The sequence below is a fragment of the Streptomyces roseoverticillatus genome (genome assembly GCF_000719265.1).
GTDB classification, from domain to species: domain Bacteria; phylum Actinomycetota; class Actinomycetes; order Streptomycetales; family Streptomycetaceae; genus Streptomyces; species Streptomyces roseoverticillatus.
This window is the reverse complement of the sequence record NZ_JOFL01000017.1, coordinates 39,288-53,524: the sequence shown is the minus strand read 5'-3', so window position 1 is coordinate 53,524 and position 14,237 is coordinate 39,288. Positions and strand designations below refer to the sequence as shown.

General features: G+C 73.9%; 10 protein-coding genes. 8 read left to right on the top strand and 2 right to left on the bottom strand.

The genetic code is table 11. The annotated features are described in order from the left end of the window. Positions 1–88: 88 nt before the first annotated feature. Together meaB and IF61_RS0121045 are read right to left on the bottom strand one after the other, a co-directional pair. On the bottom strand, positions 89–1,045 hold the full coding sequence (meaB, locus tag IF61_RS0121050; RefSeq protein ID WP_030368027.1) for a methylmalonyl Co-A mutase-associated GTPase MeaB: 957 nt from the start codon (positions 1,043–1,045) through the stop codon (positions 89–91). 39 nt (positions 1,046–1,084) lie between these two features. Next, positions 1,085–2,260 (bottom strand): acetyl-CoA C-acetyltransferase, encoded by a 1,176-nt coding sequence (locus IF61_RS0121045; RefSeq protein ID WP_030368026.1) that lies wholly within the window; start codon positions 2,258–2,260, stop codon positions 1,085–1,087. A gap of 246 nt (positions 2,261–2,506) precedes the next feature. Here IF61_RS0121045 and mce point away from each other — a divergent pair, with 246 nt between their 5' ends. The 8 genes from mce (at position 2,507) to IF61_RS0121005 (ending at position 14,201) form a co-directional block, all read left to right on the top strand. Next, positions 2,507–2,947 carry a methylmalonyl-CoA epimerase gene (mce, locus tag IF61_RS0121040; RefSeq protein WP_030368025.1) on the top strand — a complete coding sequence of 147 codons (441 nt, stop codon included), beginning with the start codon at positions 2,507–2,509 and terminating at the stop codon, positions 2,945–2,947. A gap of 180 nt (positions 2,948–3,127) precedes the next feature. Then, the gene (scy, locus tag IF61_RS0121035; RefSeq protein ID WP_030368024.1) at positions 3,128–7,708 is read left to right on the top strand and encodes a polarized growth protein Scy; all 4,581 of its coding nucleotides are present in this window, start codon (positions 3,128–3,130) and stop codon (positions 7,706–7,708) included. A 114-nt stretch (positions 7,709–7,822) separates the two neighbouring features. Then, entirely contained in the window at positions 7,823–8,761 is a 939-nt protein-coding gene (locus tag IF61_RS0121030; protein WP_030368023.1) for a coiled-coil domain-containing protein, read from the top strand. 175 nt (positions 8,762–8,936) lie between these two features. Further along, positions 8,937–9,950, top strand: a complete 1,014-nt coding sequence (locus IF61_RS0121025) for an ATP-binding cassette domain-containing protein (RefSeq protein WP_030368022.1) — start codon at positions 8,937–8,939, stop codon at positions 9,948–9,950. A 2-nt stretch (positions 9,951–9,952) separates the two neighbouring features. Next, on the top strand, positions 9,953–10,723 hold the full coding sequence (locus tag IF61_RS0121020) for an ABC transporter permease (RefSeq protein WP_397945249.1): 771 nt from the start codon (positions 9,953–9,955) through the stop codon (positions 10,721–10,723). Positions 10,724–11,068: 345 nt separating this feature from the next. Further along, a complete protein-coding gene (locus tag IF61_RS0121015) occupies positions 11,069–12,022 on the top strand; it encodes a hypothetical protein (protein WP_030368020.1) in 954 nt (317 codons plus the stop codon). A gap of 77 nt (positions 12,023–12,099) precedes the next feature. Further along, positions 12,100–13,275, top strand: a complete 1,176-nt coding sequence (locus IF61_RS0121010; RefSeq protein ID WP_030368019.1) for an ABC transporter ATP-binding protein — start codon at positions 12,100–12,102, stop codon at positions 13,273–13,275. Further along, positions 13,272–14,201: an ABC transporter permease gene (locus tag IF61_RS0121005; protein WP_030368018.1), complete on the top strand. Its 930-nt coding sequence runs from the start codon at positions 13,272–13,274 to the stop codon at positions 14,199–14,201. The genes IF61_RS0121010 and IF61_RS0121005 overlap by 4 nt, the downstream gene beginning before the upstream one ends. The last annotated feature ends 36 nt before the right edge of the window (positions 14,202–14,237 follow it).

Genomic DNA, 14,237 nt, shown 5'->3' with positions numbered 1-14,237 from the left:
CCCGGAGCAAGATCCGTTTCAGTTATTCGTGTGAGCGTTCTATGACGGGACGGGGTGCGGTGCGCGAACCCCGGCCGCCACCGGGCGCTCAGCCGTTCGTGATCCCCGCCACCAGTTCGTCCGCGGCCGCGTACGGATCCAGCGAGCCGCCCACGATGCGTTCCGCCAGGGCGGTCAGGCGGCGGTCGCCGTGGAGGTCGGCGATGCGTTCGCGCAGCGCCGTGACGGCGATGGTCTCGACCTCGCGGGCGGCCCGGGCCGTGCGGCGGTCCGCGAGGACGCCCCGCTCCTCCATCCAGGCCCGGTGCTTCTCCAGCGCCTCGACGAGCTCGTCCGTGCCCTCGCCGCGCGCGGCCACGGTCTTGACGATGGGCGGCCGCCAGTCGCCGGGGGCGCGGGCCTCGCCCAGGCCCAGCATGTGGTTGAGCTCGCGGGCCGTGGCGTCGGCGCCGTCGCGGTCGGCCTTGTTGACGACGTAGACGTCGCCGATCTCCAGGATTCCGGCCTTCGCGGCCTGGATGCCGTCGCCCATGCCGGGGGCGAGGAGCACCACGCTCGTGTCGGCCTGGGAGGCGATCTCCACCTCGGACTGGCCGACGCCGACCGTCTCGACGAGGATCACGTCGCACCCGGCCGCGTCCAGCACGCGGATGGCCTGCGGGGCGGCCCAAGCCAGGCCGCCCAGGTGGCCGCGCGTGGCCATGGAGCGGATGTACACGCCGGGGTCGGAGGCATGGTCGGACATCCGTACGCGGTCGCCGAGGAGGGCGCCGCCCGAGAACGGCGAGGACGGGTCGACGGCCAGCACGCCGACCCGCTTGCCCATCCGGCGGTACGCGCTGACCAGCGCCGACGTGGACGTGGACTTGCCGACGCCGGGCGAGCCGGTGAGGCCGACGACGTACGCGCCGCCGGTCAGCGGGGCCAGCGCGGCCATGACGTCGCGCAGGTGCGGGGACGCCCCCTCCACCAGGGAGATCAGCCTGGCCACGGCGCGCGGCCGGCCCTCGCGGGCCTGCTCCACCAGTGCGGGGACGTCCACCATCACGGCTCCGTTCTCGTAAAGGGCTCTCCGCCGGAGCGGTTACTTGCCGGGCACCCGGATGATCAGGGCGTCGCCCTGGCCGCCGCCGCCGCACAGGGCCGCCGCGCCGATGCCGCCGCCGCGCCGCTTGAGCTCCAGCGCGAGGTGGAGGACGGTGCGGGCGCCGGACATGCCGATCGGGTGGCCGAGCGCGATGGCACCGCCGTTGACGTTCACCTTTTCCGGGGACACGCCGAGGTCCTTGATTGACTGCACGAGGACCGCGGCGAACGCCTCGTTGATCTCGATGAGATCGAGGTCCTCGACGGTCAGGCCCTCGCGGCTCACCGCGTGCTTGATGGCGTTGGAGGGCTGGGAGTGCAGGGAGTTGTCGGGACCGGCGACGTTGCCGTGGGCGCCGATCTCGGCGATCCACTCAAGGCCCAGCTCCTCGGCCTTGGCCTTGCTCATCACGACGACGGCGGCGGCGCCGTCGGAGATCTGCGAGGAGGTGCCGGCGGTGATCGTGCCGTCCTTGCGGAAGGACGGGCGCAGCCTGCCGAGGACCTCGGTGGTGGTGTCGCCGCGGACGCCCTCGTCCTGGGCGAAGACGACCGGGTCGCCCTTGCGCTGCGGGACCTCGACGGGGGTGATCTCGGCCTCGAAGACGCCGTTCTTCTGGGCGGCGGCGGCGCGCTGGTGGGAGCGGGCGCCGATCTCGTCCTGCTCGGCGCGGCCGATGCCGAGGCGGGTGTTGTGGTTCTCGGTGGAGGCGCCCATGGCGATGGACTCGAAGGAGTCGGTGAGGCCGTCGTGGTCCATCGAGTCGAGCATCTCGATGGCGCCGTACTTGTAGCCCTCGCGGGACTTGGGCAGCAGGTGCGGGGCGTTGGTCATGGACTCCTGGCCGCCGGCCACCACGATGTCGAACTCGCCCGCGCGGATGAGCTGGTCGGCCAGCGCGATGGCGTCCAGGCCGGAGAGGCAGACCTTGTTGATGGTGAGGGCGGGGACGCTCATGGGGATGCCGCCCTTGACCGCCGCCTGGCGGGCCGGGATCTGCCCGGCGCCGGCCTGCAGCACCTGACCCATGATCACGTACTGCACCTGGTCGCCGCCGATGCCGGCCCGGTCGAGGGCCGCCTTGATGGCGAAGCCGCCCAGCTCGGCCGCGGAGAAGCTGCGCAGGGAGCCGAGCAGCTTGCCCATGGGCGTACGGGCACCCGCGACGATCACGGAAGTGGTGCTGGTCGAACCGTTCGTACCGGACATGAGGCGCGGCCCCTTCAGGTGATGAGGATGGACGGCGGAGCACCCCGGTCTTCCGGCCGGGGGTCCGGGGGTTGCCCCCCGAGGAGTGCAGCACGAGGGTTTCCGTCAATGTACTGAGCGGTACCCCCGCGGTCACCGGGCAGCGGGTGTGATCGCAAGCACGTTGCGTACACGTTGCGTGACCAAGCCGTACGGCGGTGCACTGGTTCCATGCTGACGCGTATCGACCACATCGGGATCGCCTGCTTCGACCTCGACCGGACTGTCGAGTTCTACCGTGCCACGTACGGCTTCGAGGTGTTCCACACCGAGGTCAACGAGGAGCAGGGCGTTCGTGAGGCCATGCTCAAAATCAATGACACCTCGGACGGCGGGGCCTCCTATCTGCAGCTGCTGGAGCCGACGCGGGAGGACTCCGCGGTAGGCAAGTGGCTGGCGAAGAACGGTGAGGGCGTTCACCACATCGCGTTCGGCACGGCGGACGTGGACGCGGACGCGGAAGCCGTCCGGGACAAGGGCGTCCGGGTGCTCTACGACGAGCCGCGGCGCGGTTCGATGGGCTCGCGGATCACCTTCCTGCACCCCAAGGACTGCCACGGCGTGCTGACGGAACTGGTCACCTCGGCGCCCCCGGCGGACCAGGAGCACTGACCCGCACTCCCCCCGGCCGGTAGAGTGCGGGTTCGGCCGGGGTCCTGGGGTGGGGGCCCGGACCGGGCTGTACCGATGATCTGACACCATTTCTTCGGAAGGGCGGGCTCCGGATTCCAACCCATACACGCGGGAACGGGCCGGCCGCCAAGGCGACCAGGGGACGGATGGGACCGCGCAGTGCGGGGCAACGACCGCTACGAGGCTGACGACCACCTCTCGCAATTCGAAGCCGAGATGGAGCGGCTGAAGAAGGAGCGGGAGAAGGCGGTCCAGCACGCCGACGACCTCGGCTACCAGGTCGAGGTGCTGCGCGCCAAGCTCCACGAGGCGCGCCGCAATCTCGCCCACCGCCCGGCGTACGACACCGCCGACATGGGTTACCAGGCGGAGCAGTTGCTCCGCAATGCCCAGATTCAGGCGGATCAGATGCGTACGGACGCCGAGCGCGAGCTGCGCGAGGCCCGGGCGCAGACGCAGCGGCTGCTGCAGGAGCAGGCCGAGCGCCAGGCGCGGATGGAGGCCGAGCTCCACGCGGAGGCCGTCGCCCGCCGCCAGCGCCTGGACGAGGAGCTCAACGAGCGCCGCCAGACCGTCGAGTCGCACGTCAACGAGAACGTCGCCTGGGCCGAGCAGCTGCGGGCGCGTACGGAGTCGCAGGCCCGCCGGCTGCTGGAGGAGTCCCGGGCGGAGGCCGAGCAGGCCCTGGCCGCGGCCCGCGCCGAGGCCCAGCGGCTGGCCGAGCAGGCCCGGTCCCGCCTCAGCTCCGCCGCCGACGAGGCCCGCGCCGAGGCCGAGGCGCTGCTGCGCCGTGCCCGTACGGACGCCGAGCGGCTGCTGACCGCCGCGTCCGCGCAGGCGCAGGAGGCCACCGACCACGCCGAGCAGCTGCGGGCCGCCGCGGGCACGGAGAGCGAGCAGGCGCGCACGGCCGCGGCCGAGCTGAGCCGTACCGCCGATGCCCGCCTGCAGGAGGCCGACGCGGCGCTGCGCGAGGCGCGCGCCGAGGCCGAGAAGCTGGTCACCGAGGCGAAGGAGAGCGCGGCCCGCAGCCTGTCCGGCGCCGAGTCGGAGAACGAGCAGCGCACCCGTACCGCCCGGGCCGAGGTCGCCCGGCTGGTCAGCGAGGCCACGAAGGAGGCCGAGGCGCTCAAGGCCGAGGCCGGGCAGCTGCGGGCGGACGCCGCCGCGGAGGCCGAGCGGCTGGTCGCCGAGGCCGCGGAGAACGCCCGCAGCGCCGCCGCGGAGGACTCCGCGGCCCAGCTCGCCAAGGCCGCGCGGACGGCCGAGGAGGTCCTGTCCAAGGCCTCCGAGGACGCCCGCGCCACCACGAAGGCCGCGGCCGCCGAGGCGGAACGCATCCGCAAGGAGGCCGAGACCGAGGCCGAGCGGCTGCGCGAGCAGGCCGCGGACACCGCCGAGCAGCTCAAGGGCGCGGCGAAGGACGACACCAAGGAGTACCGCGCCAAGACCGTCGAGCTCCAGGAGGAGGCGCGGCGGCTGCGCGGCGAGGCCGAGCAGCTGCGCGCCGACGCCGTCGCCGAGGGCGAGCGGCTGCGGGGCGAGGCCCGGCGCGAGGCGCTGCAGCAGATCGAGGAGGCGGCGAAGACCGCCGAGGAGCTGCTGGCCAAGGCCAAGGCCGACGCGGAGGAGACGCGCGGGTCCGCGGCAGCGGACGGCGAGCGGGTCCGGTCGGAGGCCGCCGAGCGGGCCGCCTCCCTGCGCAAGCAGGCCGAGGAGGCCCTGGAGCGGGCGCGCACCGAGGCCGAGGAGATGGCCGAGGAGGCCGAGGACCACGCCGAGCGCACCCGCACCGAGGCCGAGGAGGCCGCGCGGAAGCTGCGCGAGGAGTCCGAGAAGGCGGCGGAGGCGCGCCGCGCCGAGGCCGACGCGGAGCTGACCCGCCTGCACACCGAGGCCGAGCAGCGCGTGGAGGCCGCCGAGAAGGCGCTGCGCGACGCCCGTACGGAGGCGGAGCGGCTGCGCCGCGAGGCCGCCGAGGAGACCGAGCGGCAGCGCACGGAGACCGCGGAGCGGGTGCGCACGCTGCAGTCGCAGGCCGAGACCGAGGCGGAGCGGCTGCGCGCCGAGGCCGCCGAGGAGGCCACCGCCGCCCGCAGCGAGGGCGAGTCCGCCGGTGCGCGGCTGCGCGCCGAGGCCAATGCGGAGGCCGAGCGGCTGCGCGGCGAGGCGCAGGAGACCGCCGACCGGGTGCGCGCCGAGGCGAACGCCGCCGCCGAGCGCACGGCCGCCGAGGCCGCCGAGGCGCTGGCCGCCGCGCAGGAGGAGGCCGCCCGCCGCCGGCGCGAGGCCGAGGAGCTGCTGGGCGACGCCCGTACGGAGGCGCAGGCCGAGCGCGAGGCCGCGCGCGAGCAGAGCGAGGAGCTGCTGGCTTCGGCGCGCAAGCGGGTCGCCGAGGCGCAGGAGGAGGCCCAGCGCCTGGTCGAGGAGGCCGAGGTGCGCGCCGCCGAGCTGGTGTCGGCCGCCGAGGCGACCGCCCAGCAGGTGCGGGACTCCGTCGCGGGGCTGCACGAGCAGGCCGAGGAGGAGATCGCCGGGCTGCGCTCGGCCGCCGAGCACAACGCGGAGCGCACCCGCACCGAGGCCCAGGAGGAGGCCGACCGGGTCCGGACCGACGCGTACGCCGAGCGCGAGCGCGCCGGTGAGGACGCGGCCCGGATCCGCGCCGAGGCCCAGGCCGCTTCGGAAGCTGCCGCCGCCGAGGCGGAGCGCACGCTCGCGGACGCGGTCACGGAGGGCCAGCGTCTGGAGGCGGAGGCCGCCCGCACGCTGGAGGAGGCCACCGACAGCGCCCACGCCAAGCTCGCCGAGGCGGGCGTGCAGGCCGACGAGCTGCTCTCCGAGGCCATGGCCGAGGCGGAGAAGCTGATCGCGGAGGCCGAGGAGACCGCCGAGGCGGCCCGGCGCGACGCCGCCGCCACGGCCGACGAGGCGCGGGCCGCGGCCGCGGCGCGCCGCTCCGAGGCCGCCGAGCAGGCCGACGCCCTGATGGCGGAGGCCACGGCGGAGGCGGAGCGGCTGGTCGCCGAGGCCACGTCCGTCCTGGACGAGGCCCGCGAGTCGGCGGAGGCGCAGCAGGCGGAGGCGGCCGCGGAGGCCGCCCGGCTGCGCGCCGAGGCCGAGCGGACGGTCACGGAGGCCCGCAAGGACGCCGAGAAGCACCGCGGCGAGGCCGCGGAGGCCGCCGAGGCGCTGCTCGCCAAGGCGAAGGCCGACGCGGAGCGCACGGTCGCGGAGGCGTCCGCCAGGTCCAAGCAGCTGCGGACCGACGCGTCCGACGCCCTGGCGTCGGCCGAGCAGGACGCGTCCCGGGCGCGCGCCGAGGCCCGCGAGGACGCGAACAAGATGCGTTCGGAGGGCCACGCCGAGGCCGCGCGGATCGTCCGCGAGGCCGAGGAGCTCACCTCCGGGGCGCAGGCCGAGGCCGACCGCATCGTCGACGAGGCCCGCGAGGCCGCGGGCCGGCGCCGCACGGAGGCGGCCGGGCAGGCCGACGAGCTGATCTCCGAGGCCACGGCCGAGGCGGAGAAGCTGCGGGCCGAGGCCGCCGCGACGGTGGAGGCCGCGCGCCGCGAGGCCGCCCGCACGACCGAGGAGGCCGCGGAGGCCGCCGAGGCCGTCCGCACGGAGGCGGCCGGGCAGGCCGAGCGGACGCTCGCCGAGGCGGACGCCGAGTCCGAGCGGCTGCGCGGCGACGCCGCCCGCGTCCTCGACGAGGCCCGCGAGGCGGCGAACACCCGCCGCGCGGAGGCCGCCGAGCAGGCGGACACCCTCGTCGCCGAGGCGACGTCGGAGGCCGAGCGGATGGCCGCGGAGGCCGCCGAGGCGCTGGCCGCCGCGCAGGAGAACGCCAACAGCACGCGCGCGGACTCCGCGCGGATCAAGGCCGACGCCGTCCAGGAGGCGGAGCGGCTGCGTGCGGAGGCGCGCGCCGAGAGCGAGCGGACCGTCGACGACGCCCGCGAGGCCGGCGCGAAGCGGCTGGCCGACGCCGGCGAGCAGGCGGACGCCCTGATCGCCAAGGCGCAGGAGGAGGCGCTGAGTACGGCCGCGGCCGCCGAGGAGCAGGCCGACACGATGGTGGGCGTAGCCCGCCGCGAGGCCGAGCGGATCGTCGCCGAGGCCACCGGCGAGGGCAACGCCCTGGTGGAGCAGGCCCGTACGGACGCGGACACGCTGCTGGCCGAGGCCCGTGGCGACGCCACCGCGATAAGGGAGCGCGCCGACGAGCTGCGCACCCGGGTCGAGGGCGAGGTCGAGGAGCTGCACGGCCGGGCGCGCCGCGAGGCGGCCGAGGCCATGCAGTCCGCGGGCGAGCGCTGCGACAAGCTCGTCGCGGCCGCGACGGAGCAGCTCGCGGAGGCCGAGGAGAAGGCGAAGAAGCTGCTGTCGGACGCCAGCAGCGAGGCGAGCAAGGTCCGCATCGCCGCGGTGAAGAAGGCGGAGGGCCTGCTCAAGGAGGCCGAGCAGAAGAAGGCCGCCGCCGTACGCGAGTCGGAGCGCCTGCGCACCGAGGGTGCGGAGGAGGCAAAGCGCCTTGTCGAGGAGGGAAAGCGGGAGTTGGAGGTCCTGGTGCGCCGTCGCGAGGACATTCAGGCCGAGATTTCCCGTGTCCAGGACGTGTTGGAGGCGTTGGAATCTTTTGAGGCCCCGGGGGCCGGAAGCGCCAAGGATGGCGGGGTGAAGGCAGCGGCCGGTGCCGGTGCTACACGTTCGGGTGGCAAGCAGTCACAGAAGTAGCCACTCAAACGGGGGGACATTCTCCAGATCTGCCGACCATTCACCTGATGACACGCCGCTCGCACCCCTAGGATTCCCTCTATCACCTCACCGGTCTCTTATGACAGGAACCCCATGAGTGACACTTCCTCCCCCTTCGGCTTCGAGCTTGTGCGGCGTGGATACGACCGCGGCCAGGTGGACGACCGCATTACCAAGCTCGTCGCCGACCGAGACAGCGCACTGGCACGCATCACCTCTCTGGAAAAGCGCATCGAGGAGCTGCACCTCGAGACGCAGAATGCTCAGGCCCAGGTCAACGACGCCGAGCCGTCCTATGCGGGGCTGGGGGCGAGGGTCGAGAAGATCCTTCGGCTGGCCGAGGAAGAGGCCAAGGATCTGCGTGAGGAGGCCCGGCGCGCCGCCGAGCAGCACCGCGAGCTCGCCGAGTCCGCCGCCCAGCAGGTGCGCAACGACGCCGAGTCGTTCGCCGCCGACCGCAAGGCCAAGGCGGAGGACGAGGGCGCGCGCATCGTCGAGAAGGCCAAGGGCGACTCCGCCCAGCTGCGGGCCGAGGCCCAGAAGGACGCCCAGTCCAAGCGTGAGGAGGCGGACGCCCTCTTCGAGGAGACCCGCGCCAAGGCGGCCCAGGCCGCCGCCGACTTCGAGACCAACCTGGCCAAGCGGCGCGAGCAGTCCGAGCGCGACCTGGCCTCCCGTCAGGCCAAGGCGGAGAAGCGGCTGGCGGAGATCGAGCACCGCGCCGAGCAGCTGCGCCTGGAGGCGGAGAAGCTGCGCACGGACGCCGAGCGGCGCGCCCGGCAGACGGTGGAGACGGCGCAGCGCCAGGCCGAGGACATCGTGGCCGACGCCAACGCCAAGGCGGACCGCATCCGCAGCGAGTCCGAGCGCGAGCTGGCGGCGCTCACCAACCGCCGCGACAGCATCAACGCCCAGCTGACGAACGTCCGCGAGATGCTGGCCACGCTGACCGGCGCCGCCGTCGCCGCGGCCGGCGTCCCCGGTGACGACGAGCCGATGTCGCGCGGCGTCCCGGCGCAGCAGAGCCGCTGATCCGACCGGACCGCCGGCAGCGCTCTGGTCCGTGCCCTGTGCGCCGCTCGTGCGAGCGCGCAGGGCGGTGGTCCGGGGGCCGCCCCGCCGTCCAGTGCGGCCGAACGGGTGTCCTCCGCACACGGACGGGCCGCTACCGCTGGCAGGACCCGTCGGTCACCCTTACCGTGGCGGAATGATCGAGCTGCAGGGCCTGACCAAACGCTACGGCGAGAAGCTCGCCGTCGACGGCCTCACCTGCACCGTCCGGCCCGGAATCGTCACCGGCTTCCTGGGGCCCAACGGGGCGGGCAAGTCCACGACGATGCGGATGATGCTCGACCTCGACCGGCCCACCCACGGCACGGTCCTCATCGACGGGCAGCACTACCGGCAGCTGCGGGACCCGCTGCGGACCGTCGGCGCCCTGCTGGACGCCAAGGCGATGCACGGCGGTCGCAGCGCCCACAACCACCTCCTGTGCCTGGCGCAGAGCAACGGCATCCCGCGGGCCCGCGTCCGCGAGGTTCTGGACACGGTCGGCCTCGCCTCGGTGGCCGGAAAGCGCTCCAAGGGCTTCTCGCTCGGCATGGGGCAGCGCCTGGGCATCGCGGGCGCGCTGCTGGGCGACCCGCAGATCCTGATGTTCGACGAGCCCGTCAACGGGCTGGACCCCGAGGGCATCCACTGGATCCGCAATCTGATGAAGAACCTCGCCGCCCAGGGGCGCACGGTCTTCGTCTCCTCGCACCTGATGAGCGAGATGGCCCTGACCGCCGACCACCTGATCGTCATCGGCCAGGGCCGGCTGCTCGCCGACACCTCGATGGCGGACTTCATCAAGCAGAACTCGCGGTCGTACGTACGGCTGCGCTCGCCCGAGGTGGAGCGGCTGCTGGACGTGCTGGCGGGGGCCGGGGTCACGGCGGTGACCACCGAGGACGGCCATCTGGAGGTCGACGGCACGGAGGCGGCGGAGCTGGGCGAGCTCGCCGCGCGCCACCGGCTCGTGCTGCACGAGCTGAGCCCCCAGCAGGCGTCCCTGGAAGAGGCCTTCATGCAGCTCACCGCCGAGTCGGTGGAGTACCACGCGCACAGCGCGCCGCCGGGTGCGGACGCCCCGCCGGATGCGGCGGGCCCGCCGGGCGTCGCCGCGGCACCGCCCGGCGGCGGGTGGGGAGCCGACTGGCAGAAGAAGAAGGGATCCTGACGGTGGCGGTGGTGGCGCAGGTCCTGCAATCGGAATGGACAAAGATCAAATCCGTCCGGTCGACGGTGTGGACGCTCGGTCTCGCACTCGTGGTGACCGTGGCGCTCGGCGCCCTGATCAGTGCTTTCACCAGCAGCAACTTCAATCAAATGCCGCTGAAGGAGCGGGTGAATTTCGACCCGACCTTTACGAGTTTCGCGGGAATGGGACTCGGCCAGCTCGCCATGATCGTGTTCGGGGTGCTGGTGGTGTCCAATGAATACAGCACCGGAATGATCCGGACTTCCCTGGCGGCGGTTCCGCAACGCGGCACGTTCCTCTTCAGCAAGATCACCGTTGCGGCGCTCGTCGCGTTCGTGATCGCGATGGCGACGAGCTTTGTCTCCTTCTTCATCGGCCAGGCGATGCTCGCCGACCACCGGACCTCGATCGGCGATGCGCACGTCCTGCGCGCGGTGATCGGTGGCGGCCTCTATATGACGCTGATCGCGGTGTTCTCGATGGGCATCGCGGCGATGCTGCGCAGCCCCATGCTCTCGCTCGGCATTCTCATGCCGTTCTTCTTCATCATCTCCAACATCCTCGGCGCGGTGAGCGCCACGAAGAAGGTCGCGCAGTACCTGCCCGACCAGGCCGGCCGCAAGGTCATGCAGGTGGTGACGATCGCGGACGACGCCCCGTACGGGCCGTGGGGCGGCTTCGCGATCATGGCGCTGTGGGTGGTGGCGGCGCTGGCGGGCGGGTACGCGGTGCTGAAGCGGCGCGACGCGTAGCGCCTGGCCGGCGGACTCTTTTGTACACGGGAGCTCCGGTTCCTCCGGATTCCGCCGGACTCTCGCCGCGGGGGTGGATCGCCGTGGCGGCGGGCATTCTTTGCGGGGTGACGGTCGTGTCCCGGCGGTGGGCGTTCCTTCCCGGGCGATGCCGCGCCCGTCGGCAGGGCCGTCGCCCGGCCGGCCGTGCCGCCCCGGCGGGGCTCGACGAGCCCGTCAGCGGGCTTGTTCTTCCGCCGCGGCGAGACACCACCGCGAGCCTGACCGGCGGTGCCGAGCCGGGCCGAGCCGTACGCGACGGACGACCGGTGGTGCCGCGCCGCCACCCGTGATCGAGGAGCCGCCTTGACCGACCGGAGTCTGCGGGCCCTCGGGCTCGACGGGGCGCCCGCCGAGCTGCCGCTGACGTACCCCGGCCGCCCCGTCGAGGAGCCGGCTCTGCTGACGGACGGGCGGCTGCTGCCCCTGCGGCCGGCACCCGGGCCGCTGGGCGAGTGGCGGGTGGTGACGGGGATGGCGAGCGGGCCGGCTGCGGACCCGGCGCGTTCGCCGGACGGCGCCGGTCCGGCGCCCGCCGCCTTGCCCAGCGGCGGGCAGCCGGGTGCCGAGGGCCGTGCGCCGTCCGGCGCACCACCGCCGGACGGAACCCCCGCCGCCGAGCCCGCGCTCGACGAGCTCCTCGACCGGCTCGGCGCCGCGCGCAGCGGCACGCGCCGCCCCGTCCTCGCCGTCGGCTCCAACGCCTCCCCCGCCCAGCTGCACCACAAGCTCACCCTGCGCGGCGCGGGCGCCACCGTGCCGATGGTGCCCGTCCAGGTGCGCGGCATCGGCATCGGCTGCTCCGCACACATCGGGCTGCACGGCTACGTGGCGGCGGCGCCCTACGCCGAGCCCGCGGCCCGGCACACGCTCGTCGCGGGCTGGCTGGACCCCGCGCAGCTGGCCGCCGTCGACGAGACCGAATTCAACTACCGCCGCGTATGGGTGCCGGGCGGCGCCTTCCCCATGACGCTGCCGTCCGGGGAGCCGCTCGGCGGCGCGTATCTGTACGTGAGCGTGCACGGCGTCCTCGCCGACCCCGCCACCGGCCGCCCCCGGCCCGGCGGCGGCGACCAGGGCGCCCTCCTGACCGCCCTGCTGGCGGCCTCGGCGGAGCTGCGCGCGCTGCTCGGCCCCGGCCCGGAGCGCTGGGTGGAGCGGGCGCGGGCGGACGAGGCGGTGCGGGCCGAGGGGAGGGCGGTCTTCCACCGGGCGGGCTGGGCCCGGCCCGAGGGCCTCCCCGAGCTTCACCACGAGTAACGGGAACCGTCAGCTCCTCGTTATGCTCCTAACCCTTACGGGGCCTTACGCCCAAAAGAGCTCGCGAGGGGCGGAGAATGATCGAGGCAGTCGGTCTGACAAAGCGCTACGGCGCCAAGACGGCCGTACACAATCTGTCGTTCCAGGTGCGGCCCGGAGCCGTCACCGGCTTCCTGGGTCCGAACGGATCCGGCAAGTCGACGACCATGCGCATGATCCTGGGTCTGGACCAGCCCACGTCCGGGCACGTCACGATCGGCGGCCACCCCTTCCGCAGCCTGCCCAACGCTCCGCGCCAGGTCGGCGCGCTGCTCGACGCGAAGGCCGTGCACGGCGGCCGCAGCGCCCGCATGCACCTGCTCTCGCTCGCCCAGCTCGGCGGCATCCCGGCCCGCCGGGTGGACGAGGTCCTCGGCGTCGTGGGCCTGCAGGACGTCGCGAAGCGCCGCTCCAAGGGCTTCTCGCTGGGCATGGGCCAGCGCCTCGGCATCGCCGCCGCCCTCCTGGGCGACCCCCAGGTGCTGCTCTTCGACGAGCCGGTCAACGGCCTCGACCCCGAGGGCATCCTCTGGGTGCGCAACCTGATGAAGCAGCTCGCGGCCGAGGGCCGTACGGTCTTCGTCTCCTCGCACCTGATGAGCGAGATGGCCCTGACCGCCGACCACCTGATCGTGATCGGCCGCGGCCAGCTCATGGCCGACATGAGCGTCAAGGACTTCATCTCCGCGAACTCCGCGGACTTCGCGCGCGTGCGCACCCCGGAGACCGAGCCGGAGAGCCGCGAGAAGCTCACGGCCGCGCTCGTCGAGGCCGGCGGCCAGGTGCTGGCCGAGCCGGACGGCGGGATGCGCGTCACCGGCCTGCCGCTCCCCCGGATCAGCGACATCGCCCACGGGGCGGACGTCCGGCTGTGGGAGCTCTCGCCGCACCAGGCCTCCCTGGAGGAGGCGTACATGCGCATGACGCAGGGCGCGGTCGACTACCGCTCGACGGCCGACCAGCTCGCGGCCCTCGCCCCGCCGCCCCCGGGCCACGGCTACGGCCACCCCGGCGCCGGCGCCCCGCAGGGCTGGGCCCCGCCGCAGGGCAACCCCTACCCCGTCCTGCCGGGCGAGCAGCCCAACCCGTACGCGCAGCCCCAGGCCGCCGCCCCGCAGCCGCCCCAGGCGGCTCCGCAGCCCCCGGCGGCCGCGCCCGCCCCCGCCCCCGCCCCTGCCGACCTCACCAAGCGCGACAGCGAGGACGCCCGATGACCACCCCCCAGCCCCAGGCGGCCCACCCGGCGGCTCCGCAGAGCGCCCCGCAGGCCGCGCCGCACGCCGCGCCCGGCTACTGGCCCGGCACCGCGCCCGCGGGCGGCGCGCCCGGCCCCGCCGGTTACGTGTCGCCGATCCCGGTGCGCAAGGCGACGCTCATGGACGCCGTCGCGGCCGAGTGGACCAAGATCCGTTCGGTGCGCTCCACGGTCTGGACGCTCAGCGTCATGGTGGCGATCGTCGTCGGCGTCGGCCTGCTGATCGCGTTGGCCGTCAACGCCTCCAACAGCACGATGAACGGCACCACGCCGCTCGCCGCCGGCTTCTTCAGCCTGATGCTCGGCATGATCTGCGTGATCACGCTCGGCGTGCTGACGATCTCCACCGAGTACGGCACGGGCATGATCCGCACAACGCTGACGGCCTGCCCGGACCGGGTCCGCGTGCTGGCGGCCAAGGCGATCGTCTTCTTCGCCCTGGCCTTCGTCGTCACCCTGGTCTCCACCGTGGTGGTGGGGATGGCCGACGTCGCCCTGCTGGACGACCAGACGGAGTTCGCCGCCGGCGGCAGTGAGTGGCTCAAGACCACGGTCGGCACGAGCCTGTTCGTCGGGTTCCTCGGCCTTGTGTCGCTCGGCGTGGGCACGCTGCTGCGCCACTCCGCGGGCGCGATCACGGTGATGCTCGGCGTCGTCCTGCTGCCGCTGGTCGTCGGGATGTTCATGTTCACCGAGAGCCTGATGAAGGTCCGCGAGGTCCTCTTCGAGTACTCGATCCCGATGATGCTGTCGGTCTTCTACGGCGCCTCCGGCAACGACTCCAACGCCAGCCTGACCGGCTGGGATCCGCTGTGGGTCATGGCGATCGCCGCGGCCGTCGCCCTCGGCGGCGCCTTCGCCGCGCTGCTCAAGCGCGACGCGTAGCGCCTCCGGCGGCCCGGCGACCGGGGCGCCGGGCCC

Coding starts and splice junctions, on each gene's coding strand:
- IF61_RS0121030 (WP_030368023.1), top strand. CDS start 7,823: ATGAGTGACACTTCCTCCCCCTTCGGCTTCGAGCTTGTGCGGCGTGGA.
- meaB (WP_030368027.1), bottom strand. CDS start 1,045: ATGGTGGACGTCCCCGCACTGGTGGAGCAGGCCCGCGAGGGCCGGCCG.
- IF61_RS0121005 (WP_030368018.1), top strand. CDS start 13,272: ATGACCACCCCCCAGCCCCAGGCGGCCCACCCGGCGGCTCCGCAGAGC.
- mce (WP_030368025.1), top strand. CDS start 2,507: ATGCTGACGCGTATCGACCACATCGGGATCGCCTGCTTCGACCTCGAC.
- IF61_RS0121025 (WP_030368022.1), top strand. CDS start 8,937: ATGATCGAGCTGCAGGGCCTGACCAAACGCTACGGCGAGAAGCTCGCC.
- IF61_RS0121010 (WP_030368019.1), top strand. CDS start 12,100: ATGATCGAGGCAGTCGGTCTGACAAAGCGCTACGGCGCCAAGACGGCC.